Source organism: Planococcus sp. TJ-307, from assembly GCF_058268435.1.
Map to the genome: position 1 here is coordinate 105,513 of NZ_JBZDOJ010000005.1, position 23,004 is coordinate 128,516.

A 23,004-nucleotide genomic window follows, 5' to 3' on the forward strand; every position below is an offset into this window, starting at 1 on the left:
AGGATGAGGATAAGCATGGTTGAAAAACAAGTAAAAGTGCTATTAAAAACAGGTCTTCAAGCAAGGCAAGCCGCGTTATTTGTTCAAGAAGCAAACCGGTACACTGCGGATGTCTATTTAGAGAAAGACCATAAAAAAGTAAATGCCAAAAGCATCATGGGCATCATGAGCCTGGCAATTGGTAAAGGAACAGAAGTGATAATTTCGGCAGATGGGTTGGATGAGGAAAAAGCAGTCCAATCTTTATCAGAAATTATTGAACAAGAATCGTAAAAAGAAAGCTTTTGTACCATAAAAAAACTCACAGCCCAAAGGCTGTGAGTTTTTGTTTTAAACGTCTTTTTTGTGGTTTTCAGGAAGCTTGCTACGTGTGATGACTTGGTCAATCAAGCCGTATTCAAGCGCGCGTTCAGCTGTCATGAAGTTATCACGGTCAGTGTCTTTAGAAATGACATCGATCGGCTGACCTGTGCGTTCAGAAAGAATTTGGTTCAACTTCTCGCGAAGGTGAAGAATGCGTTTCGCCGCAATTTCAATTTCAGTTGCTTGGCCTTGAGCACCGCCAAGAGGTTGGTGAATCATGACTTCGGCATTCGGAAGTGCCAGGCGTTTGCCTTTTGTTCCAGCTGCCAATAGGAACGCGCCCATTGAAGCGGCCATGCCGATGCAGATTGTTTGAACATCTGGACGGATAAACTGCATCGTGTCGTAAATCGCCATACCAGCTGTGATGCTGCCGCCTGGGCTGTTGATGTAAATCGAAATATCTTTATCTGGATCTTCTGCTTCAAGGAACAGGAGCTGTGCAACAATTGAGTTGGCAACATTATCATCAATACCGCTGCCTAGCATAATGACGCGGTCTTTCAACAAACGCGAATAAATATCATAAGCACGTTCGCCTCGGCTAGTTTGTTCAATTACTGTAGGAATTAAGTTCATGAAAAGTTCCTCCTCGATTAAGTGGTTTGCAAACAATGCTGAAAGTTCTCTCAGCTGTACTATTATCATACACATCATGGTCAATGAAGGTCAAATCTAACGAATCAAAAAAATAAGCTTGATTAACTTAAAAAGGTTTCGTATAATAGAAAAGTCGCTAATAGCGAAAACGCCCTCGTAGTGTAATGGATCACACGTAAGATTCCGGTTCTTGAGATGGAGGTTCGATTCCTTCCGAGGGCATCCTAAACATAATGCAGCCCCTTTGCCTTAACCGGCTAAAGGGGCTGTTTTTTTATTGCCAATTTAGTGGGCTAGGCAGTATAAGTTGAACGGAAAGATTTTTATGGATAAGCTGAATGAATAGCCTCAATTATATAGCGAGTGCTTGAAAACCTATCCTGTTTATAGAAAGAAGGCAAACCGATGTTTACATTATATACGCGTTCCAACTGCCCGCTTTGCGATGAAGCAAAGTTAATGATCGAACTTGTCAATGAAGATTTCCCCATAACCTATAAGGAAGTGGACATTGAAAGCGACGAGGCACTGCATGAGAAATACATGCTCATGATTCCGGTGCTGGAGAAAGACAACACGGTATTGTTATACGGCAATATTGGTTATGTAGAATTGTTGGAAGCGTTAGAACGTTAACGCTTCTTTTTATTTGCAATTAAAAGACGGATTAGGTAGAATGAGTTTAGTGGGACACAAAATTATTTAATGGGACAAAAAACGTCCAGCTAGAACGGAGTGAACACATGGATGCATTATCTGTCGCTCAGCGAAAACTGATGCCGGAAATGTCCGAACTCCTGAAAAAGCGATACCAGATTTTACAGACAATTTATTTAGAACAACCAATCGGCAGGCGAACCTTAAGTGAAGTTGCCGGTGCAACAGAGCGCGAGATCAGGAAAGAAACCGATTTGCTGCGCAAGCAGCAATTGATTGAAATGAAGACAGCAGGCATGACTATTACTTCGCAAGGACTGGAAGTGCTGGAGAACCTGAAAGATTTCGTTCGTGAAATGTCTGGATTGACAGATATGGAAGCAGAGCTGCAAAAAGTCTTAAACATCTCGAAAGTGGTTATTTTGCCACAGGACAGCGACGAGATTCCAGCAGTAAAATTCCATATTGGCAAAGAAGCAGCCCGTCTTCTGGAAATGATGTTTAGCCGTTATGAAAAAATCGCCGTCACTGGCGGCAGTACACTGGCGGCCATCTCAAAAGAACTGTCAATCGGCAAACCGAAGCGGGCGCTTCAATTTATTGCAGCCCGCGGCGGCTTAGGTGAAGATGTCTTGCATCAAGCCAATACGATTGCAGCCGCTTTTGCCGAAAAAACTGGCGGTTCGTTTAAAACTCTTTACTTGCCTGATCATTTAAGTGCTGAAGCTTTCGAAATGATGATGAAAGAGCCGTTGATCAAGGAAATGATGGACTTGTACGACCAAACAGATGTAGTGGTCCATGGCATAGGCAACGCAGAAGAAATGACGGTTCGCCGCCACTCTTCTCTGGAAGAAGCAGAAAAGATACGTTCAGGTGGAGCGGTAAGTGAGGCTTTCGGCTATTATTTCGATAAAGATGGAAAAATTGTTTATCGTATTCGCACAGCGGGCATTCAATGGGAACAGGTGCAAAAAGCTTCAACGATCTTAGCAGTTGCCGGTGGGAGTTCCAAAGCAAGAGCGATTTTATCTTATTTCAAAAACGCACCAAACCCGACAGTGTTGGTCACAGACGAGGGTGCCGCAAGAAAGATTATCGAATTGACTAAAAAATTGGAGGAATTGTAAATGACTTTAAAATTAGCAATTAACGGATTTGGACGTATTGGACGCATCGTATTTCGTGGGGCAATGGCAAACGAAGAAGTGGAAGTTGTCGCAGTAAACGACTTGACTGACGCTAAAATGCTTGCTCACTTACTAAAATACGATTCAATCCACGGAACATTGGATGCTGAAGTTTCAGCAGAAGGCGATAACATTGTGGTTAACGGCAAAACAATCCGTGTATTCTCTGAAAAAGACCCTTCAAACCTTCCATGGAAAGATCTTGGCGTAGACATCGTTGTTGAATCTACTGGATTCTTCACAGATAACGAATCTGCTTCAAAACACATCGAAGCTGGAGCTAAAAAAGTTATCGTTTCAGCACCAGGCAAAAGCGGCATGAAAACACTTGTTATGGGTGTTAACCATGAGTCGTACGACCCGAAAGAACACCATGTTATTTCAAACGCATCTTGTACAACAAACGGCTTAGCTGGAATTTCTAAAGTATTGAATGACCGTTTTGGCATCAAGCACGCTATGATGACAACGATTCACTCTTATACAAATGACCAGATTCTTTTGGATTCACCGCACAAAGATTACCGCCGTGCACGTGCAGCTGCAGAATCTATGATTCCAACAACAACTGGAGCAGCAGTAGCAGTATCACAAGTATTGCCTGAACTAGAAGGCAAAATTGACGGTATGGCAATCCGCGTACCAACTTCAAACGTATCTCTAATTGACTTGGTAGTAGACCTTGAGCAAAAAGTTACAGTTGAAGATGTTAACAATGCATTAAAAGATGCAACTGAAAACGAATTGAAAGGTTACTTGGAATACAGCGACCTTCCATTAGTTTCTAAAGACTATAACGGCAACTCTGCCTCTTCAACAGTTGACGGTTTGTCAACAATGGCACTTGGCGATAACATGGTTAAAGTTTTGGCTTGGTACGATAACGAGTCTGGCTACTCAGCACGTTGTATCGACCTTGCATTGCACATGTACAAAACAGGATTGTAATTCCAAAATCATAGCTTAATTACCAATGAACCCCTATAATAAAAGAGGGTAAAAGGGGCGGGGACATACCCCGTCCCTTATTTTTTTGAATACAAATAGGAGGTATTTTCATGCAGCAGAAAATGACCATGAAAGATTTGGATTTGAAAGGAAAACGCGTATTTTGCCGTGTTGATTTCAACGTGCCGATGGAAGATGGCAAAGTGACGGACGACACAAGAATCCGTGCAGCCGTGCCGACAATCGAATACTTGATCGAACAAGGCGCAAAAGTTATTTTGGCCAGCCATTTGGGTCGCCCTAAAGGTGAAGTCAACGAAGACATGAGACTCGCTGCGACAGGCGTCCGGTTAGGCGAATTGTTACATAAAGAAGTAAAGAGCCTGGATGAGTCGATTGGCGAGAATGTTGAAAACGAAATTTCAGCGATGCAAGAAGGCGACATTGTCTTACTTGAAAACGTCCGTTTCCATCCGGGAGAAGAAAAAAATGACGAAGAGCTGGCAAAAGCATTTGCCAATCTTGCCGATGTGTTCGTTAACGATGCGTTCGGTGCAGCTCACCGTGCACATGCTTCAACAGCCGGTATTGCCAGCCACTTGCCGTCCGTGTCAGGCTTATTGCTGGAAAAAGAGCTGGATGTATTGGGCAAAGCGTTGTCAGAACCTGATCGTCCGTTTACGGCAATTATCGGTGGAGCGAAAGTAAAAGATAAAATCGGTGTCATTGACCATTTATTGGATAAGGTTGATAACTTGCTGATTGGCGGCGGACTTTCCTATACCTTTATCAAAGCGCAAGGCTTTGAAATCGGGAATTCGCTGGTGGAAGATGACAAACTGGACTTGGCTAAATCATTCATTGAAAAAGCAGAGCAAAAAGGCGTAAAACTTTATTTGCCGGTTGATGCGATCGTCGCCAATGACTTTTCTAATGATGCAGAGAAGAAAAGTGTCAACATCCAGGAAATCCCGTCAGATTGGGAAGGATTGGATATCGGTCCTGAAACTGTGGAGTTGTATGCAGACGTTATTAAAAACTCGAAATTGATCATTTGGAACGGACCAATGGGCGTTTTTGAAATGCCTTCGTTTGAAAATGGTACAAAATCTGTTGCGCAAGCAATGGCTGAAACTGAAGGCTACACCGTAATTGGCGGCGGAGATTCTGCTGCGGCAGTTGAAAAATTCCATGTGGCCGATAAAATGGATCACATCTCTACAGGCGGCGGCGCTTCCTTAGAGTTCATGGAAGGCAAAGACTTGCCGGGTGTCAGTGCATTAACAGATAAATAAGACGATTACTTGAAAGGGAGTGCTTTTGTGAGAAAACCAATTATTGCAGGAAACTGGAAAATGTACAAAACAGCAACAGAGGCAAAACAATTTGTCGAAGAAGTAAATGGATTAGTGCCGGATGCTGAAAAATTGGATGCAGTCATTTGTGCTCCTGCGATCTTCCTAACACAGCTAGTTGCTTCTGCAGAAAACAGCCCGCTTCAAATCGGCGCACAAACAATGTCCGAAGAAGATGAAGGTGCATTTACTGGAGAAATCAGTCCTGTCCAATTGACAGACATTGGCGTGAAATACGTAATTATCGGCCATTCAGAGCGCCGCCAGTATTTCAATGAAACCGATGAGTCTGCAAACAAAAAAGTCAAAGCTGCTTTCAACCATGGTCTAGTGCCGATTCTTTGTGTCGGTGAAACACTTGAGCATCGCGAAAGTGGAGAAACCGGTTCGGTTGTTGAAGCACAAGTAGAAAAAGGCATTGCCGGTCTGAGTGAAGAACAAATTGCTCAATTGGTTATTGCTTATGAGCCTATCTGGGCAATCGGAACTGGCAAAACTGCTACTGCTGAAGACGCTAACGAAGTCTGTGGCATTGTCCGCAAAAAAGTGGCAGCATTGTATAACGATCAAGCAGCTGAAGAGCTTCGCGTACAGTACGGCGGCAGCGTAAAACCAGCCAATATTGTTGAACTAATGGGCATGGAGCATATTGATGGAGCATTAGTTGGAGGCGCAAGCTTAGAAGCTGATTCTTTTGTCAAATTGTTGGAGGCGGGTTCACATGCGTAAAACCGAACATCCAGCGGCACTCATCATTTTAGATGGATTTGGCTGCCGTGAAGAGACTTTCGGTAATGCCGTTGCACAAGCAAAAAAACCTAATTTTGATCGGTTATGGAATACTTACCCACACGCAAGGTTGACGGCTTCAGGTGAAGCGGTTGGCTTGCCGGACGGGCAAATGGGCAACTCGGAAGTAGGGCATTTGAATATTGGTGCCGGACGAGTGGTCTATCAAAACCTGACACGCATCAATAAAGCAATTCGTGAAGGCGACTTTTATGAGAACCCTGCGTTTCTTGAAGCGATCGCCAATGCAAAAAGCCGCGGCAAAGCGCTTCATATTTTGGGCTTACTGTCTGATGGCGGGGTCCATAGCCATTACGAGCACCTTTTTGCTTTGCTGAGATTGGCTAAGCAGCAGGGATTAACAGAGGTATACGTACATGGTTTCCTGGATGGCCGAGATGTAGGGCCACGGACGGCACTCAAATACGTAGAAGAAGCCGAGCAAAAAATGAACGAAATCGGTATTGGTAAATTTGCATCGATCAGCGGCCGTTATTATGCGATGGACCGCGACCAACGCTGGGAACGCGCCGATCTGGCGTACCGTGTGCTGGTTGATGGGATTGGCCAAACGGCTCCTTCTGCAAATGCCGGCATCACACATTCGTATGATCTGGATGTGGCTGACGAATTTGTCGTACCATTTGCAATCGTTGAAGACGGCAAACCGGTAGCAACGATCGATTCGGACGATTCGCTTATTTTCTTCAACTTCCGGCCGGACCGTTCGATCCAATTAACATCTGCGTTTATTCGGGAAGATTTTACCGGCTTTCCGCTAAGTGCCAAACACCCAGTAAATTTAACTTACGTTACTTTTACTTCATACAGTGAGGATTTGCCGACACGCGTCGCATTTGAAACGCTGAACTTGGAGAACACTATTGGAGAAGTGATCTCAGCCAATGGATTGACACAGCTGCGGATTGCCGAAACAGAAAAATATCCGCACGTGACTTTCTTCATGAGTGGAGGGCGTGAAAACGTCTTTCCTGGAGAAGACCGCATTCTTGTGGCGTCGCCAAAAGTTGCGACATATGATTTACAGCCTGAAATGAGTGCTTACGAAGTGACCGACCGTCTGGTAGAGCAAATTGAAGCAGGGGCACACGATGCCATCATCTTGAATTTTGCCAATCCGGATATGGTCGGGCACAGCGGCTTGCTGGAACCAACCATTCGTGCCATTGAAGTAGTGGATGAATGTTTGGGCCGCATTGTAGACGCGCTGCACGCCCAGGGAGGCTCAGCAGTGATTACAGCTGACCACGGCAACGCAGATGAAGTTCGCACAGTTGACGGCTTGCCAATGACGGCACATACGACCAACCAAGTACCGGTGATCCTGACAAAGTCAGATCACGTACTGCGCACCGACGGCATTCTTGCCGATTTGGCACCAACAATTTTAAAAATGCTAAATGTTGAACAACCAGTCGAAATGACTGGAAAACCATTATATTAAAAGGGAGCTGTTTTAATTGCCAATTATTACACAAATTCAAGCACGCGAAATTTTAGATTCACGAGGAAACCCGACAATCGAAGTTGAGGTATTCACAGAAAGCGGCGCATTTGGCCGTGCAATCGTACCTTCAGGCGCGTCTACAGGCGAACACGAAGCAGTTGAGCTTCGCGATGGCGACAAGAGCCGCTACCTTGGTAAAGGCGTATTAAAGGCTGTAGAATTTGTTGATACTGAAATTGCAGAAGCAATAGAAGAAAAATACTCGGTCCTTGACCAAGTATCCATCGACAACGCAATGATCGAATTGGACGGAACAGAAAACAAAGGCCGTTTAGGCGCAAACGCAATTTTGGGCGTTTCATTGGCCGTGGCACACGCTGCCGCTGACTACTTGGACGTTCCACTTTACCAATACTTGGGCGGCTTTAACGCAAAACAATTGCCGGTTCCAATGATGAACATCTTAAACGGCGGCGAACATGCTGACAACAACGTGGACATCCAGGAATTCATGGTAATGCCAGTTGGCGCAAAATCGTTCCGTGAAGCGGTTCAAATGGGCGCAGAAATTTTCCATAACTTAAAAGCTGTCTTGAAAGAAAAAGGCTACAACACTTCAGTCGGAGACGAAGGCGGATTTGCTCCGAACTTGGGATCTAACGAAGAAGCATTGACTACAATTTTAGAAGCGATTGAAAAAGCTGGCTACAAAGCGGGAACAGACGTATTGCTTGCAATGGATGTTGCTTCTTCTGAAATCTACGACAAAGAAAAAGGCGTCTACAACTTGCCAGGCGACAACACGGTGAAAACTTCTGCCGAAATGGTTGACTGGTACGAAGAGCTTTGCAACAAATACCCAATCATTTCAATCGAAGATGGATTGGATGAAAACGACTGGGCTGGACATAAATTATTAACTGAACGAATCGGTGACCGCGTTCAATTAGTTGGAGACGATCTTTTCGTTACCAACACGAAGAAATTGGCGCAAGGAATCGAAGAAGGCATCGGCAACTCGATCCTGATCAAAGTAAACCAAATTGGTACATTGACTGAAACTTTCGATGCGATTGAAATGGCGAAACGTGCCGGCTATACAGCTGTCATCAGCCACCGTTCAGGCGAGTCTGAAGATGTGACAATTGCCGATATCGCTGTTGCAACAAATGCTGGACAAATCAAAACAGGCGCTCCATCACGTACGGACCGCGTTGCGAAATACAACCAGTTGTTGCGCATCGAAGATCAGCTATTTGAAACAGGCCAATACTTAGGTCTAAAAACTTTCTACAACTTGAAAAAATAAAATAGAGGCTACTGTTTCTATTTTCACAATTTGTCAAAAAAGTCTTTAGGTTTTCATTTCGCTTTAGGCGGACGCTTTCCACGGGCACGGCTTCTGCCGCTTCCCTCGCTGCGCTCAGTCCAGTGGCTCCAGCTCGTGTCGCTCTGTCGCTTTGCTTCGCCACTGCTCCCGTAGGAGTCGCCGCCTTCCGCTTCATTAAAAAAAGAAAGAACTTACTAAGTGGTTTGGAGAAGCGTCCGCTCGACTCCTGCAGAGCAGCGTTAGCGACGAGAGCCCGCGGAAAGCTTCGTAAAACCAAGCCATATTAGAAGTTTTTCTACAAGCTGAGAAAATAGAGGCAAATGCCTCTATTTTCTATTGCTATTGTCACCGGTCACAATTTTTGGTAAACTTAGATTTGTTGTGAACGTTCTTTTCAGGAGGTGGAATTTATGCATACGTTGTTAATGACATTACTCGTCATCGTATCGCTCGCATTAATCGTAGTCGTTTTATTGCAATCTGGAAAAAGTGCAGGTCTTTCAGGAGCCATCTCCGGTGGAGCAGAGCAACTTTTCGGCAAGCAAAAAGCTCGTGGTTTGGACTTGGTCCTTCACCGTGTAACGATCGTACTTGCTGCCTTATTCTTTATTCTGGCTGTTGCCGTAACGAAAGTTTAATGTAGATGATTAAATCGCCTGACCATACATGGTTGGGCGTTTTCTTTTAGTATTAGAATGGAGGGATTTTCATGCGAATTGCGCAGCCAAAACCATTTTTCTTCAAAGCAGGCAAGCGGGCAGTTCTCTTGCTGCATGGATTTACTGGAAACTCGGCGGATGTCCGGATGTTGGGCCGCTTTTTGGAAACCAATGGATACACCAGCATTGCACCGCATTACGCGGGCCATGGGGTAGCACCTGAAGAACTGGTTGGCACGGGTCCTGCAGACTGGTGGAAAGACGTTGAACAGGCATATGAGACATTGCTGGAAGAGGGCTATACCGAAATTGCAGTAGCCGGTCTATCGCTTGGCGGCGTATTCAGCCTGAAATTAGGGTATACAAAACCTATCAAGGGAATTGTCACCATGTGTGCACCGATGTATATGAAAACCACTGACTTGATGTACGAAGGTGTGTTGAAATATGCACGGGAATATAAGAATTATGAAGGAAAAAGCGATGAGCTTATCGAAAAAGAAATGAAGGCTTTCCAGGAACGGCCGATGGAATCACTGGCTGATCTGCGTGCTTTAATTGCAGAAGTCAAAGAACAAGTGGACCATGTCTATGCGCCATTGTTCGTCGTCCAAGGCAGACTGGATAACGTCATCAATCCGGATTCGGCCAATGTAATTTACGAAAATGCCGAATCGACCGATAAACACATCAAGTGGTATGAAAACTCGGGCCATGTCATTACGCTGGATAAAGAGAAAAAACAATTGCACGAAGACATTTTCGCATTTCTTGAATCACTTGATTGGAGTGTGTGAACGGTCATAAAGGAGGAGTTCGATTTGGGAAATAACGAAGGTTCATTGGAACAGCGCTTACTGGTCTTCATGCGTGAAGAAGCATATAAGCCGCTGACAGTACAAGAAATAGAAGAACAATTCGGTTTTGAAGATGCCGAAGAGTTTAAAGAATTGGTCAAAACATTGGTACGTTTGGAAGAATCAGGCACGCTTGTCCGTTCAAGATCCAATCGCTACGGCGTACCGGAGCGGATGAACTTGATGCGCGGAAAATTTATTGGGCATCCAAAAGGATTCGGCTTTGTGGCACCTGAAGAAGCCGGTTTGGATGATGTCTTTATTCCGCCGACGGAAACAAATGGCGCAGTAAACGGCGATAAAGTAATAATCCGCGTTTCTGAAGGATCCTCAGGAGACCGCCGCGAAGGCGCGATCATCCGAATTATCGAACGCGGCACAACAAAAGCGGTTGGAACGTTCCAGGAAAACAAAGGCTTTGGCTTTGTTGTGACAGACGATAAGAAAATGAACATGGATATTTTTATTGCGAAAGACGACACATTAGGTGCAGTAGATGGCCATAAAGTGGTTGTAGAGATTACAGGATGGCCGGAAGGCAGAAAGTCTGCGACGGGCATGGTGACGCAAATTCTTGGCCATAAAAACGATCCAGGCGTCGATATTCTGTCCATCATTCATAAATACGGAATTGAAACTGAATTTCCGCCGGATGTACTGGAACAGGCAAACAATGTGCCGGATGAAATTGACCCGGCAGACCTCACTGATCGCCGCGACTTGCGGGGCGAACACATTGTCACGATTGATGGCGCCGACGCCAAAGATTTGGATGATGCTGTACAAGTGGTTAAATATGAAGATGGTACGTATAAATTAGGGGTTCATATTGCCGATGTCAGCCATTATGTGACAGAAGGGTCTGCAATCGACCGTGAAGCATATGACCGCGCTACGAGCATCTATTTAACGGATCGCGTGATTCCGATGATTCCGCATCGCTTGTCTAACGGAATTTGTTCATTAAATCCACAAGTTGACCGTTTGACTTTGTCTTGCGAGATGATTTTCAACGACCAAGGCGAAGTGGTTTCTCACGACATTTTCCAAAGCGTGATCAATACGTCAGCACGTATGACGTATACGGACGTTTATGAAATTTTGGAACAGGACAACCAAGAGCTGAAAGAGAAATACAGCGAATTGGTGCCGATGTTCGAATTGATGAAAGAGCTTGCTGAAGTACTTCGTACGAAGCGTATGCGCCGCGGTGCTATCGATTTTGATTTCAAAGAATCCAAAGTACTGGTAGATGAAAACGGCTATCCAACAGATGTAGTTGTTCGTGAGCGTACTGTTTCCGAGCGTCTGATTGAAGAGTTTATGCTGGCTGCCAACGAAACAGTGGCTGAACATTTCCACCGCATGGAAGTACCCGCAATCTACCGGATTCACGAAGATCCGAAGCCGGAAAAACTGCAGCGCTTTTTCGAATTTGTAACCAATTTTGGGATTATGGTAAAAGGGTCTGGCACGCAGATTCATCCAAAAGCTTTGCAGGAAATTGTTGAATCTATTGCAGGAACTCCGGAAGAGCCGGTTATTTCCACGATGATGCTTCGTTCCATGCAACAGGCGAAATACTCGGCTGAGAGCTTAGGGCATTTTGGGTTATCGACTGAGTTTTATACGCACTTTACTTCACCGATTCGCCGTTATCCGGATTTGATTGTGCACCGCTTAATCCGCACATACTTGATCGAAAAAGATTTATCGCAGAAAACAATCGCGTATTGGGATGCCAATATGGACGATATTGCTACACATACATCAGAACGCGAACGCCGTGCAGTTGAAGCAGAACGCGATACAGATGCTTTGAAGAAATCGCAGTTCATGGCTGATAAAATTGGAGAGCAGTTTACTGGGATCATTTCTTCAGTAACGAACTTTGGTTTGTTTATTGAACTGGCAAACACCATTGAAGGGTTGGTTCACGTTTCCAATATGACGGATGACTACTACCGCTTTGACGATCGCAGCATGATGATGATCGGCGAGCGCAGCAAACGTCAATTCCGGATTGGTGACGAAATCGAAATCAAAGTCATCGGCGTAAAACCGGAAGAATCATCAATTGACTTTGAAATCGTCGGTATGGTCCAAAACACACGCCAGTCGAGAAGAGAACAGCCGAAAGTGATTCGTGCCGGGAAAAAAGACGGCGGCGGAAAACCTGGACGCGGTGGCAAAAAGCCAGAAGGCGGCGGACCTGGGCGCAAGCCGAAAAGCCAGAAGAAAAAGTTTTATGAAGGCGCAGCAAAGCAAGGGCGCAACAAGAAAAAATAAAATCGCGGCTCGAGGGCCGCTTTTTTGAATCTAGTTGAGGTGAAACCGCATGGCCAAAGGAGAAGGCAAAGTAATTGCCCAAAACAAGAAAGCCGGTTTCGATTTTTTCATTGAGGAAACGATCGAAGCAGGGATTGTCTTGCAGGGTACAGAAATAAAATCGGCACGAAATGGCAAGGTTCAGTTGAAGGAATCGTTTGTGCGAATCCGCAACGGCGAAGCTTGGATATCCAATATGCACATCAGCCCTTATGACCAGGGCAATCAGTTTAACCATGACCCAACCCGGTCACGCAAACTGCTGCTGCACAAAAAACAGATCACGGATTTAGAGGCTCATTCAAAAGTGCAGGGCTCTGCAATCATTCCGCTGAAGATGTATTTGAAGGACGGCTTTGCCAAAATTCTGCTCGGTGTCGGTAAAGGGAAGAAAAACTACGACAAGCGGGAAGATTTGAAGAAAAAAGACGCGAAACGGCAAATCGACCGTGCCATAAAAGAATACAACCGCTAGAACTTGAAGTCTGACCATTGTTGCCTTATAATAGGGATATAGCACATGAAGCTGTTTATTCATCTTCCGTGTCTCTTTTTAATAAGGGGACGTTACGGATTCGACAGGGATGATCTGGGCTTGGGTCGCGCGTCGGAGGATCGGCTCCGTCATCAACGTATTTATAACAACTGGCAAAACAAACCAAAACCTAGCATTCGCAGCGTAAGCTCGGATCTGCTTTATCTATCCATCGCCCATGTGGCTGGGTAAAGCTCAACTTTAGTGGGATACAACGTTTGCTGCCATCTGAGGCAAACGGGAGAGATTCACAGATTAGTGCCCAGGACGCCTGCTTATTGGCAGAATGGTGCACGAAACGCTAATGAATAAGCTACACGCGTAGACGCTCAAGTAGCGGAGTTTCTGGACGCGGGTTCGACTCCCGCCGTCTCCATAGTGAGATATCACAGAGTGTCATTGAACGTCAAAATCCTTGATATACCAAGGACTTTGACGTTTTTTGATGTCATTGAGTTTCATATGATATCAAATAAACCTAGTCAAAAACCTAGTCAAAAAACTCGTCACGTTTACCTTAACTCATTAAATAGTTTTCAAACTTCTCGATGGTTCCTGCTTTTGCTTTTTCTGTGACGTGAGTATAGTCTCGTGGATTCCATCCGAAGTAAGGTTGGCGAGATTGCAGTAGCGGGAGTTAGAACGGTCATCCAAATGGATGCTGGAGGGAAAAAGGAAGTGGGAGAGAATGCGAACGGATTTTAGTAATTGGAAACCACTTACTGTAACAGAAGTGAGCAACCTGTTCAGCAGCATTCCGATTTCCTGGGGAATTGCTGGAGGCCGGGCATTGGATATGCATTTAGGCAGAAAAACGCGAGAACATAACGACATAGACATTGTCATTTTTCGGGAAGATCAACAAGTCGTTTATCAACACTTGAAAAATGACTGGATGTTATACAAAGCAAAAGATGAACAGTTATCACTCTGGCGAGAAAAAGAATATCTCGATGTTATTAACGATGTATGGGTTAGCAGAGGGAACCATACTCCATGGGCATTCCAGATTATGTTGCGGGATTATGAACAAGATAACTGGATTTATCGGCGAGAAAAGACGATTAAAGGATCAAAAGAAGAATTATTCTCATATGATACAAATAAAGTTCCTTATTTGAAGACTGCCATTCAACTTTTATATAAAGGAGGCTCTTCACAAATAAGAAAAAAAGATTTCAAGGACTTCCAGTCTGTGTTGTCTTCATTGTCATCAATAGACAAAGATTGGTTGAAAGAAGCACTAAAAAGGAAATTTCCTTTAGAACATAGTTGGATGAAGAGTTTAGGAGACTGATTGTACAAATCAAATATCCGTTTTCATATCATCACCTCATCGCTAGTAGTGGTAATTCTAATTGCATAAACTCAAAAGGGAAGGAGTGCAAATCAGCACTGCTTCCCTTTTTTTTTCTGTATAAGTAGACTTTTAAGAACAATTAAGCTAAGTAATATCTACTATGACACCATAGTGGTCACTGGGCAGTATATTTACTTTCGTCACAGGTAGTTTTCCAAACACTTCAACACTATTTAACAAAGGGAGATTTAAACTCTCAAGTTTTTTCATTAAAATCCAATCATACCTAGACTGTTCACTCAAATTGGTCACATTTTTTAAGTGGGAGTTGTTAATCTGGTCCAAAGTTGCCTGAGCTTTAACACCGTTTTTTTCTTCATTCAACACTGCCAGATCCAACCACCTATTTTCTTGTAGATAGTTATGAATATTTGAGTCAGGCGCATCATTAAAATCACCACAAAGAATTTCAAATGGTTTAGCATTTTCAGCAATCCAAGTGTTCACTGATTGTATTTGCTCTTTTCTTATTTCAGAGGTTCTCCAATTCAAATGGACATTGGTGATTCCATACTCAAAGCTATCGTAGTTAAAAGTCATTCTAATAGCACAGTAGTTCGATTCCTTTGTATATGCGTGCCAGATTGCGTCTATATTTGAAATGGGAATTTTACTTAGAAAAGCAAGACCCTCATCTGGTGAATCAGGGTATTCTTTAAAAATGCAATAGGGATATCCTGTATGATCGGCTATATATTGTGCCACATTTATACTTCCATCTTCACTGCTAAAAGTCCTTACTTCCTGTAAAGCGATAATATCAGAATTCACTTTTTTTACTTCCTCACAGATCGCCTTTAACCTATCTGCCCACATAGTTTGGTTGTTCCAAACATTAAAGGTTGCTATTCTCATGATTTCCCCCCATCTCCTATTTGAAAGTGAGCAGATCTTTGACTGTTCCAATTCAAATGAATATCTTTGTTTGATTCTCAGGATTTTTTTACGATCAAAAACTGGGATGTGACTGATTATATCTCTGAAGATATATGCACTCTTATTGAGATCTTATACCAATTTTCGAGCTGTTATTGATTTTCCTATACCAGCTGGTTCAGGAACAATGTACACTCTCCCTCGCATTTTCTTCCAGGCTTAAAAACCATCAATATTTTTATGTACTTGAATTTAAATACTGGGATGATATTTATTTCTAGTTTGAAAAACTACAAGAAGATCGGTCTGTAAAAGCGTAATTTTAAAAACGATTTGGCAAACTAGAAAAAACTGGTGTATCTTGGAAAGAATACTGGGGTTTTATTTACCGCGTTAAATAAAATCTAAGCCTTTATGTAGTCGATTACTTCTTGTAAATAAGCTTCTATAGGCTTGCTTGTATCAACGGTCAATATTTCCCTTTCTAAGGGTTTCTTGCTGTTAGTGATTGTATACTGGAAGGCTTCTAAGGAGGGCACTTCTTTTATTTGGCTAATCATTTTTTCGCGTTCTCTTAATCTTCGATTGATTTCGTCCATGTCATTTAGGTAACATTCTACATATTTATACTTAATGGGGTACTTTTCGCTTAATGAAATTCCTTTTTCGATAAGTTCATCATAGAGACAGGGGCTATCTAAAATGACATTATGTCCTTGGGATAGGTAAAATTCAACGAGTGACCAGTCGATATTGTAAGAAGCTTTGCCAGTAAGTTTAGGATCAATTGTAACTTCCAAAAGGGACTCCATTAAAGATGATTTGACGATATCATGATCAACAATAACTGCTTTAAGTTGCTTGGCAATTTCACGTGAAAGTGTCGACTTCCCCGAACCAGGAAAACCAGACATTTGAACAAAGAACATGTACAGACCTCATTTCCTGTTACTTTGATAAATAGTTCTGAAATAAAATAAAGTAACGAAACCATAATATATCATTAAAATTTAGCATGTATTACCCATTTTTATACTTCCACTACAGAATGAACGGACGAAAATATTTGTTTTATCGGAAAGGTTATAGTTGCAATGTTTACTATACGAATAAGAAGTTAAACTAGAGAAGAAGATAATATAGTAAGAAGGTAAGGGGTGGCGAATATGGAAGATGATATTCTGGAAATAGTTTCAAAGATTCCAAAACATAGAAGTGGAAAAAGGCTTGTGTTAGGAATAGATGGACTAAGTCGATCGGGAAAAACAACAATTGGAAATAAGATAAAACAGCAATTATTGGATGAAAAAGTTCCCTTGTGTATTTTTCATATAGATAACTATATTGTCGAAAGAAAAAAGCGTTATAACACCGGCCAGGCAGAATGGTACGAATATTATCAACTGCAGTGGGATACCAAGTGGTTAAAAGTAAACTTTTTTGAAAAATTAAAGCAATCTGATGAGTTATATTTGCTAACCTATGATGATGAAGCTGACAAACAAAAAATGAAGAAAGTTAAAATTCCTGAAACATGTCTAATTATAATTGAGGGTGTTTTTCTGCAACGGAAAGAGTGGAAGAGTTTCTATGATTATGTATTTTTTATAGATAGTTCAAGAGAAAAAAGATTTAAACGGGAGAATGCAATTACACGAAAAAATATTGAAAAATTTAAAAATCGTTATTGGAAAGCTGAGGATTATTATTTAGAAACCGAAGAACCGATGAAACACTCAGATTTTGTTTTTAAAAATTAATAATTTGGTATGAAGTATAATTAAAGTTTGGAAAATCTAGAATTATAGTATATATCATAAGTTACCTGAAGGATTCTGCTTGAATACGAAAGTAGAGAAGATGTAGGCAGAGCATCTCTTCTCGCCCTTTCTGTCTATAAAGTGTACTTTTTCGAACGGTATTATTGTTAATAACTCTATTAATTTTATTTCATTAAATGTAAATTTTGGTGAAATAAAAAAATCTTAACTTAGATAGTTAAAATCTTCAACTAAATGATTGGTAAGACGACAGATGATATGAAGGTTAAATAAAGTATGATAAATTAAACAGGTCACAGGGGGAATTAGATGCTTAGGATGGTTTGTTTTGGAGACAGCCTTACGGCCAGAAAAGAAGGCTTTGATCAACCTATGTTGACCAGTAAATTGTCTTCAATCTTGAATAGCTTTGAAGTGATCAACGCAGGTGTTTCCGGCGATAATACTTGTGACGCTTTACTCAGAATTGAGAGGGATGTTATCAAACATAATCCCGATATAGTAACGGTGTTGTTCGGGGCAAATGACGCAGCATCTCATAAACAAATCGATTTAAAAAACTTTAAAGAAAATCTCTACAAAATTGTCCAAGTACTGAAACCCGAGAGAACTATTTTAATTTCTCCTTCTCCAGTAGATGAACGTGTTCAGTTTGCAAGGACAAATGAAGTTTTATTTGCCTATGCTGAAGTAGTTAAAGAAGTAGCGGATGAAACAGACACTCGTTTCATCGATCTCTTTTCTGAACTGATTTCAGTGGAGAATTACTTGCAAAAACTTAAAGGGCTAGAAAACGATGGATTACATTTCGGTGAAGATGGCTATGATTTTTTAGTTGAACTAATAAAAAAGAAAATTGAAGAGACTCGGTAATAAAACGACAAAACGTTTATTTAAAAAGTTGTTTTATGTATCATGAGGTTTTCAGAAGTAAGTTCATGACAGAATGAAGAATACAAAAGAAGAAGATATTCGGCAGTATTCCGAATGTCTCCTTCTTATAGTAAGAGTTTATACTGTTCGCCACAGCAGGAGTCTGCCTTTGTAAGCAATCAAACTGACTGCTGCCAATAAAATTCCCGAAAACATAAAGACGCTACGAATGCCAAATGCATCTGCCAAAATTCCCATTAACAGTGAAGCAACACCGAAGGTTCCAGTGCCGATTGCTCCTAGAGTGGTAAACACCGTAGGCAATCGGTCTAGCGAAACACTCGTCTGAACCACAGTCTGTTGCGGAATATTCTTAATCTGGGTAACAACCCCGACAACGAACATAAGAACCAGTGCCACTATCGGTACACTGTTCAATCCGAAGCAAATCGTCAGCAGACTGCAAGAAACAGCTCCCCAGAAAATAAGCGGACTGAGTCTTTGTTCAATCCAATCAGCATATCGCAGACAAAATAGGCTGCCCCCAATCAATCCCAGGAAAAAGGAGCCGTTGATGAATCCCCACCATTTCTCCTCCGCCAATAAGACTTCAATGACAAAGATATACAAAATCGCAGAAATCCACGCGGTGTCGGCAATTCTAGCCAGCACATCCATCCAGACAATTCGCTTTAACACTGGCGTAGTAGAAACAGTATGCCACCCTTGACTGATTTGCTGCCATTTGCTTTGTCGAATCGCTGGTGTAAATTCGACTTTTTCCAAAATGCTTAACAGCAGACTAGACAACAAAAACAAGCCAGCTGTCAACCAGATCAATTCATTTACAGAGAACCAAATCAACAGCGAGCTGCCGACAAACCACATAGCAGTCTGGATGGTCTGGGTCACAGTTTCAGTAATGCCATTCGCTTTCAACAACTGTTCGCTCTTCACATAATTCGGAATGAGCGACTGGGTCACTGGATTAGCGCAACCATCCAATAATGCAATCAGGCTGATGATGAGAAACAACCCATAAAAATTGGACAGCGAAAGTTGCGGCAGCAAAAAAGCCAAAACAATCAACAGTACGGTTTTCCACATCTGCGAGCCAGCTAATAGCCATTTCAAATTGAAACGCTGCATCAGCAAAGGCGTCAAGCTGTTCGAGATGAACAGCGAAGTGGTGATGGTAAACGGCACAAAAGCCGCTGCTGTAGCCGATCCTGTCAGTTCAAAGATAATATAAATCAGGCTGACAATATATAAGACATCGCCCATATTGGCAAGCGATTGCCCGGTTAGCAGTATGTTAAAATTTCTATTCAGTTTCATTAGTAAGTTCCCCCAAGAATCGATTCGTAAATGATTTCTACTAAAGGGAATTTATCAAATTGGACTAGTGATCATGTCATGCGTTCCTTCCCGGATAAAGATAAATCTTGGGGGAGTGATTTATCGAAAGTTTTGATTATTTCCATTATACTCTAACTAAACAGGAAATAAATGGCTCGTAAAGATTAATCTCAATGTGGTTAAAATTTTAATCAACAAGCTCAGGAGGAAAAAATTTGAGACGTTATTTTATAAATGATGAACAGATTACTATCCGTGTAACCGAATGGGGGAAACCAAATACACCAGTCATTTTTTGTTTGCATGGATTAGGGAGTACAAGCCTCAGTTTTATTGAAATAGCCGAGCAGCTAAAAGATGAATTTAGAATTATTGCTATCGATGAACCAGGCCACGGCAAAACGGATCCTTTTCCAACAGCAGAAGATTACGAACTGCCTTCGCTTGCAGAGTGGCTGGATCAGGTTATTGAGAGGCTTCAAATCGAGAAATTCTTCCTCCTATCTCATTCTTGGGGGAGCTTTGTCTCCTTGTTTTATCTGGCAAATTTTCCACAGAAAGTAGTTGGGACGATTCTACTCGATGGTGGATATCAGTCGAAAAGAGTAAAAGGACAACGTATGGAAGAAGAAGCAGCGTATTATGAAGAGGACTTTGAAAGCTACTTTGAGACTTGGGAGAGCTTTTTGAGGGATGCCGTTTATGGAGAGGTTTCCAGGAGATCCCCTTTATTAGAACTCGCAGCCAAGGATCTTGTTCTAGAAAGGAACAACAAATTTTATTGGCATGCAAGAGGAATAACAGGGAGCCATATAATTAAAGGGATGCACAAACACGAAATAACCGAGATCTTTGGTAAATTACCGGCCGACATATTATTGCTTAGAGCAGCGTTGCCTGAAGAACAAGAAGATTACAGAGCGAAAACCTCAAAACTATTTGAGCAAAAGGCTAAGGGAAATGTGAAGGTCATTCCTCGTACTACTCATATGCTGCATTGGGATAATCCAGAAGTAGTAATAAATGAAATAAGAGAAAACTGGTCTCTTTAAAAGCATGAAGAGTATTAATTAGTAATTGAAATCTTATTAATTTTTTATCTCTAGTATACATATGACGGCTTATCATAGGAAAGGAGCATACTGGCTTCTTTCCTTTCTTGTTGTCTGGATAAGTGTCCTTTTAAGAACGCTTATTTTTGTCACCAAATAGCTAAAGAAACAGAGAAACAAACAAGAGGGAAATAATGGTACAATTTCAAAGAGAACATTAAAGAAGGAATATTCTTAAATTTCAACAGAATCTAAGGAGTACACATTTATGAAGACAAAACTACAACAAATGACAGAAGAAGAATTCGACCACTACTTGGCGTATTTTATTCCTCATTATGCTAAAGACTTATCGGAAAACTATATGATTCCGTTGGAAAAAGCGATGAAAGAATCAAAAGAATTAATGAAACAATTACTTCCAGATAAGCAAAATTCAGAAGGTCAGCTAGTTTACAATATTTACTCAATGGAAGAGGATAAAACAATCGGTGTAATCTGGTACAATATTCAATCCGAGAGCAACAAAGCGTTTGTCTATCATATCTTAATTAAAGAAGAATTCAGGAACAAAGGATTCGGTACCCTAGTATTGCAAGAATTAGAAAAAAACATGAAAAGTTTGGACATCACTTCTATGGGACTGCATGTTTTCGGCACAAATCCTAAAGCGTTTAAACTTTATGAAAAACTAGGTTATCAAACAGCATCAACGTCAATGGGTAAAAAAATTTAGTACAGAAGTTCACAGATTAAGGAGAAGAAAAATGAGCCATACAAAAAAAGGAGAGTTATTTAGACTTGATTGTGACGATGTCTACCTTCAAGAGTTTTCCATTGAAGATGTTGATGATATCTATCTTATTTCCAACCAGCCTGAGGTAGTTAATTTTCTGCCAGATTGGCAATCAACAAAAGAACAGAGGCTTGACTGGGTAACCAACTACGAAATACCAGCAAATAAAGCATTTTTAGAAGCTGTTGCCTCTACATCAGAAATCGATAACCACTTTTTAAAATTAGGAGTGTTCCTTAAGAAAACCGATGAATTTATTGGATGGTGCTGTACAGGCATTATGGATGAATTGCCTTTGCCGAATAGAGAAATTATGTATGCCATTTCAGGTGTTCATCAAAAGTGTGGATACGCGACTAAAGCAGCTAAAGGGCTAATCGACTACTTGTTTACTCAGACAAATTTAGAAGTCCTCAATGCAGTAGCTTTACTCAACAATGTTTCATCGAATAAAGTTATTGAAAAATGTGGATTCACCCTACAAAGTCAGCGCCTGATTGAAAATGAACCCTACAATCACTACATATTGAGAAAGTCAGAATGGCTGAAGTGAAAATAGAAAAAGAAATGTTAAAAAGTCTTTTCTTATTCTTCTATGTCTAATTAATAATAACAGGAAAGGAGTGAATGTATGAAAGACCCTCGGATACAAAAGCTAGCTGACTTATTGGTGAACCACTCCATTAAGGTGCAATCTAACGAACATATACTGATACAAGCCGTCACAGAAATCGAGATTGGGATTGTGAAAGCCCTGATCATTGAAATCCACAAAGCTGGTGGGTTTGCCCATACCGATCTGCGGAACGCAGAGGTGACAAGACAGCTGGTTCTGGGGGGAACGCAAGAACAATTTGAAGTTTTGGCCAAATGGGAGGTAGATCGCCTGCAGAAAATGGATGGTTATATCAATTTAAGAAGCCCGTTGAATTCCTCCGAGCTATCAGATATTCCGAGCGAGCAAATGGCGCTTTACGGAAAGACCTATGGCAAACTGCAATCAGAAGCCATCTATAAGAAAAAGTGGGTGACGACACGACTGCCCAATGCAGCAATGGCGCAGGAAGCCAAAATGAGTACGGAAGCTTTTGAGAATTTTTACTTCGATATTTGCACTGTCGATTATAAAAAGCTTTCGGAAGCCATGAACCCATTGAAAGAATACATGGAAAAAACCAAACTGGTAGAAATCAAGGGACCGGAAACGGACCTTTCTTTTTCCATCGAGGGAATCGGCGTAATCAAAGGCGATGGAATTGATAACATACCCGATGGGGAACTCTATACGGCCCCGATTCGGGATTCTATAAATGGCAGGATTACCTTTAATACGCCATCTACCTTGCATGGAGTCGTATTCGAGAATATTTCCTTAACGTTTGAAAAGGGAAAAGTCGTAAAAGCGACGGCCAATCATACTGAAAAATTGAATGACATCCTGAATACAGACGAAGGCGCACGCTATGTCGGTGAATTTGCCTTGGCTTTCAATCCGAAAGTGCAAGTTCCCATGAACAATACATTGTTTGACGAGAAAATTGACGGAAGCTTCCACCTTGCTTTAGGCAGCTGTTTTGATAAAGCGGATAATGGCAATCAATCAGCGATCCATTGGGACCTGATTTCGATCCAACGTCCTGATTTTGGTGGAGGGGAAATTTATTTTGATGGAACTTTAATCCGCAAGGACGGTCGATTTGTTCTTCCAACTTTAATTGGACTAAACCCAGAAAACCTTTTGTAAGAATAGAAACACATCTGAATGGTTAGTTTACATCTTAGGAAGTATTAAAAGCGTTAAAAAATAGCAAAGCCATCTCACTTTCAA

General features: G+C 41.8%; 23 protein-coding genes, 1 tRNA gene and 1 other RNA gene. 21 read left to right on the top strand and 4 right to left on the bottom strand.

Annotated features, from left to right (window positions below; genetic code table 11):
• Positions 1–15 precede the first annotated feature (15 nt).
• Positions 16–273: an HPr family phosphocarrier protein gene (locus tag AC4EHK_RS16520; RefSeq protein ID WP_490979866.1), complete on the top strand. Its 258-nt coding sequence runs from the start codon at positions 16–18 to the stop codon at positions 271–273.
• A 57-nt stretch (positions 274–330) separates the two neighbouring features.
• On the opposite strand, the gene clpP is transcribed toward AC4EHK_RS16520, so the two are convergent.
• On the bottom strand, positions 331–942 hold the full coding sequence (clpP, locus tag AC4EHK_RS16525; protein ID WP_490979867.1) for an ATP-dependent Clp endopeptidase proteolytic subunit ClpP: 612 nt from the start codon (positions 940–942) through the stop codon (positions 331–333).
• 171 nt (positions 943–1,113) lie between these two features.
• On the opposite strand from clpP, the gene AC4EHK_RS16530 reads away from it, so the two are divergent.
• The 14 genes from AC4EHK_RS16530 (at position 1,114) to AC4EHK_RS16595 (ending at position 14,376) form a co-directional block, all read left to right on the top strand.
• Positions 1,114–1,185: transfer RNA gene (locus AC4EHK_RS16530), tRNA-Arg, on the top strand.
• A 183-nt stretch (positions 1,186–1,368) separates the two neighbouring features.
• Positions 1,369–1,599: a glutaredoxin family protein gene (locus AC4EHK_RS16535; protein WP_490979868.1), complete on the top strand. Its 231-nt coding sequence runs from the start codon at positions 1,369–1,371 to the stop codon at positions 1,597–1,599.
• Between the two features lie 107 nt (positions 1,600–1,706).
• Positions 1,707–2,750, top strand: a complete 1,044-nt coding sequence (locus AC4EHK_RS16540; RefSeq protein ID WP_490979869.1) for a sugar-binding transcriptional regulator — start codon at positions 1,707–1,709, stop codon at positions 2,748–2,750.
• Complete coding sequence (gene gap, locus AC4EHK_RS16545) at positions 2,751–3,758, top strand: type I glyceraldehyde-3-phosphate dehydrogenase (protein ID WP_490979870.1); 1,008 nt, start codon at positions 2,751–2,753, stop codon at positions 3,756–3,758.
• A gap of 110 nt (positions 3,759–3,868) precedes the next feature.
• Positions 3,869–5,053, top strand: coding sequence for a phosphoglycerate kinase (locus AC4EHK_RS16550; RefSeq protein ID WP_490979871.1), 1,185 nt, complete (start codon positions 3,869–3,871; stop codon positions 5,051–5,053).
• A 27-nt stretch (positions 5,054–5,080) separates the two neighbouring features.
• The gene (tpiA, locus tag AC4EHK_RS16555) at positions 5,081–5,842 is read left to right on the top strand and encodes a triose-phosphate isomerase (protein WP_490979872.1); all 762 of its coding nucleotides are present in this window, start codon (positions 5,081–5,083) and stop codon (positions 5,840–5,842) included.
• The gene (gpmI, locus tag AC4EHK_RS16560; protein WP_490979873.1) at positions 5,835–7,367 is read left to right on the top strand and encodes a 2,3-bisphosphoglycerate-independent phosphoglycerate mutase; all 1,533 of its coding nucleotides are present in this window, start codon (positions 5,835–5,837) and stop codon (positions 7,365–7,367) included. Before tpiA ends, gpmI begins: the two co-directional genes overlap by 8 nt.
• Before the next feature lie 16 nt (positions 7,368–7,383).
• Positions 7,384–8,679, top strand: coding sequence for a phosphopyruvate hydratase (gene eno, locus AC4EHK_RS16565; protein WP_308788270.1), 1,296 nt, complete (start codon positions 7,384–7,386; stop codon positions 8,677–8,679).
• A 431-nt stretch (positions 8,680–9,110) separates the two neighbouring features.
• Positions 9,111–9,338, top strand: a complete 228-nt coding sequence (gene secG / locus AC4EHK_RS16570) for a preprotein translocase subunit SecG (protein WP_049694326.1) — start codon at positions 9,111–9,113, stop codon at positions 9,336–9,338.
• A 71-nt stretch (positions 9,339–9,409) separates the two neighbouring features.
• Entirely contained in the window at positions 9,410–10,156 is a 747-nt protein-coding gene (locus AC4EHK_RS16575) for an alpha/beta hydrolase (RefSeq protein WP_490979874.1), read from the top strand.
• Between the two features lie 24 nt (positions 10,157–10,180).
• The gene (gene rnr / locus AC4EHK_RS16580; RefSeq protein WP_490979875.1) at positions 10,181–12,505 is read left to right on the top strand and encodes a ribonuclease R; all 2,325 of its coding nucleotides are present in this window, start codon (positions 10,181–10,183) and stop codon (positions 12,503–12,505) included.
• A gap of 49 nt (positions 12,506–12,554) precedes the next feature.
• Entirely contained in the window at positions 12,555–13,019 is a 465-nt protein-coding gene (smpB, locus tag AC4EHK_RS16585) for an SsrA-binding protein SmpB (RefSeq protein WP_142828885.1), read from the top strand.
• A gap of 85 nt (positions 13,020–13,104) precedes the next feature.
• Positions 13,105–13,458: a transfer-messenger RNA gene (gene ssrA, locus AC4EHK_RS16590) on the top strand.
• Between the two features lie 309 nt (positions 13,459–13,767).
• The gene (locus AC4EHK_RS16595) at positions 13,768–14,376 is read left to right on the top strand and encodes a nucleotidyltransferase domain-containing protein (RefSeq protein WP_490979876.1); all 609 of its coding nucleotides are present in this window, start codon (positions 13,768–13,770) and stop codon (positions 14,374–14,376) included.
• 147 nt (positions 14,377–14,523) lie between these two features.
• Here the strand turns inward: AC4EHK_RS16595 and AC4EHK_RS16600 are convergent, their stop codons facing one another.
• Together AC4EHK_RS16600 and AC4EHK_RS16605 are read right to left on the bottom strand one after the other, a co-directional pair.
• Positions 14,524–15,294: an endonuclease/exonuclease/phosphatase family protein gene (locus AC4EHK_RS16600; RefSeq protein ID WP_490979877.1), complete on the bottom strand. Its 771-nt coding sequence runs from the start codon at positions 15,292–15,294 to the stop codon at positions 14,524–14,526.
• A gap of 425 nt (positions 15,295–15,719) precedes the next feature.
• A complete protein-coding gene (locus AC4EHK_RS16605; RefSeq protein WP_490979878.1) occupies positions 15,720–16,244 on the bottom strand; it encodes a P-loop nucleotide/nucleoside kinase family protein in 525 nt (174 codons plus the stop codon).
• A gap of 237 nt (positions 16,245–16,481) precedes the next feature.
• On the opposite strand from AC4EHK_RS16605, the gene AC4EHK_RS16610 reads away from it, so the two are divergent.
• Together AC4EHK_RS16610 and AC4EHK_RS16615 are read left to right on the top strand one after the other, a co-directional pair.
• Entirely contained in the window at positions 16,482–17,075 is a 594-nt protein-coding gene (locus tag AC4EHK_RS16610; protein ID WP_490979879.1) for a kinase, read from the top strand.
• A gap of 330 nt (positions 17,076–17,405) precedes the next feature.
• A complete protein-coding gene (locus AC4EHK_RS16615; protein ID WP_490979880.1) occupies positions 17,406–17,969 on the top strand; it encodes an SGNH/GDSL hydrolase family protein in 564 nt (187 codons plus the stop codon).
• 138 nt (positions 17,970–18,107) lie between these two features.
• On the opposite strand, the gene AC4EHK_RS16620 is transcribed toward AC4EHK_RS16615, so the two are convergent.
• The gene (locus tag AC4EHK_RS16620) at positions 18,108–19,307 is read right to left on the bottom strand and encodes an MFS transporter (protein WP_490979881.1); all 1,200 of its coding nucleotides are present in this window, start codon (positions 19,305–19,307) and stop codon (positions 18,108–18,110) included.
• A gap of 236 nt (positions 19,308–19,543) precedes the next feature.
• Between AC4EHK_RS16620 and AC4EHK_RS16625 the strand changes: the two genes are divergently transcribed.
• The 4 genes from AC4EHK_RS16625 to AC4EHK_RS16640 all read left to right on the top strand — a co-directional run bounded on the left by AC4EHK_RS16625 (position 19,544) and on the right by AC4EHK_RS16640 (position 22,920).
• Complete coding sequence (locus tag AC4EHK_RS16625) at positions 19,544–20,380, top strand: alpha/beta fold hydrolase (protein ID WP_490979882.1); 837 nt, start codon at positions 19,544–19,546, stop codon at positions 20,378–20,380.
• A 268-nt stretch (positions 20,381–20,648) separates the two neighbouring features.
• On the top strand, positions 20,649–21,116 hold the full coding sequence (locus AC4EHK_RS16630) for a GNAT family N-acetyltransferase (protein WP_490979883.1): 468 nt from the start codon (positions 20,649–20,651) through the stop codon (positions 21,114–21,116).
• Positions 21,117–21,147: 31 nt separating this feature from the next.
• Positions 21,148–21,729: a GNAT family N-acetyltransferase gene (locus tag AC4EHK_RS16635; RefSeq protein ID WP_490979884.1), complete on the top strand. Its 582-nt coding sequence runs from the start codon at positions 21,148–21,150 to the stop codon at positions 21,727–21,729.
• Between the two features lie 78 nt (positions 21,730–21,807).
• Positions 21,808–22,920, top strand: a complete 1,113-nt coding sequence (locus tag AC4EHK_RS16640) for an aminopeptidase (RefSeq protein ID WP_490979885.1) — start codon at positions 21,808–21,810, stop codon at positions 22,918–22,920.
• Positions 22,921–23,004 lie beyond the last annotated feature (84 nt).

Coding starts and splice junctions, on each gene's coding strand:
- AC4EHK_RS16620 (WP_490979881.1), bottom strand. CDS start 19,307: ATGAAACTGAATAGAAATTTTAACATACTGCTAACCGGGCAATCGCTT.
- gap (WP_490979870.1), top strand. CDS start 2,751: ATGACTTTAAAATTAGCAATTAACGGATTTGGACGTATTGGACGCATC.
- clpP (WP_490979867.1), bottom strand. CDS start 942: ATGAACTTAATTCCTACAGTAATTGAACAAACTAGCCGAGGCGAACGT.
- AC4EHK_RS16595 (WP_490979876.1), top strand. CDS start 13,768: ATGCGAACGGATTTTAGTAATTGGAAACCACTTACTGTAACAGAAGTG.
- secG (WP_049694326.1), top strand. CDS start 9,111: ATGCATACGTTGTTAATGACATTACTCGTCATCGTATCGCTCGCATTA.
- AC4EHK_RS16640 (WP_490979885.1), top strand. CDS start 21,808: ATGAAAGACCCTCGGATACAAAAGCTAGCTGACTTATTGGTGAACCAC.
- AC4EHK_RS16610 (WP_490979879.1), top strand. CDS start 16,482: ATGGAAGATGATATTCTGGAAATAGTTTCAAAGATTCCAAAACATAGA.
- AC4EHK_RS16600 (WP_490979877.1), bottom strand. CDS start 15,294: ATGAGAATAGCAACCTTTAATGTTTGGAACAACCAAACTATGTGGGCA.
- AC4EHK_RS16605 (WP_490979878.1), bottom strand. CDS start 16,244: ATGTTCTTTGTTCAAATGTCTGGTTTTCCTGGTTCGGGGAAGTCGACA.
- AC4EHK_RS16635 (WP_490979884.1), top strand. CDS start 21,148: ATGAGCCATACAAAAAAAGGAGAGTTATTTAGACTTGATTGTGACGAT.
- gpmI (WP_490979873.1), top strand. CDS start 5,835: ATGCGTAAAACCGAACATCCAGCGGCACTCATCATTTTAGATGGATTT.
- AC4EHK_RS16540 (WP_490979869.1), top strand. CDS start 1,707: ATGGATGCATTATCTGTCGCTCAGCGAAAACTGATGCCGGAAATGTCC.
- AC4EHK_RS16630 (WP_490979883.1), top strand. CDS start 20,649: ATGAAGACAAAACTACAACAAATGACAGAAGAAGAATTCGACCACTAC.
- AC4EHK_RS16520 (WP_490979866.1), top strand. CDS start 16: ATGGTTGAAAAACAAGTAAAAGTGCTATTAAAAACAGGTCTTCAAGCA.
- AC4EHK_RS16550 (WP_490979871.1), top strand. CDS start 3,869: ATGCAGCAGAAAATGACCATGAAAGATTTGGATTTGAAAGGAAAACGC.
- smpB (WP_142828885.1), top strand. CDS start 12,555: ATGGCCAAAGGAGAAGGCAAAGTAATTGCCCAAAACAAGAAAGCCGGT.
- AC4EHK_RS16535 (WP_490979868.1), top strand. CDS start 1,369: ATGTTTACATTATATACGCGTTCCAACTGCCCGCTTTGCGATGAAGCA.
- AC4EHK_RS16615 (WP_490979880.1), top strand. CDS start 17,406: ATGCTTAGGATGGTTTGTTTTGGAGACAGCCTTACGGCCAGAAAAGAA.
- AC4EHK_RS16575 (WP_490979874.1), top strand. CDS start 9,410: ATGCGAATTGCGCAGCCAAAACCATTTTTCTTCAAAGCAGGCAAGCGG.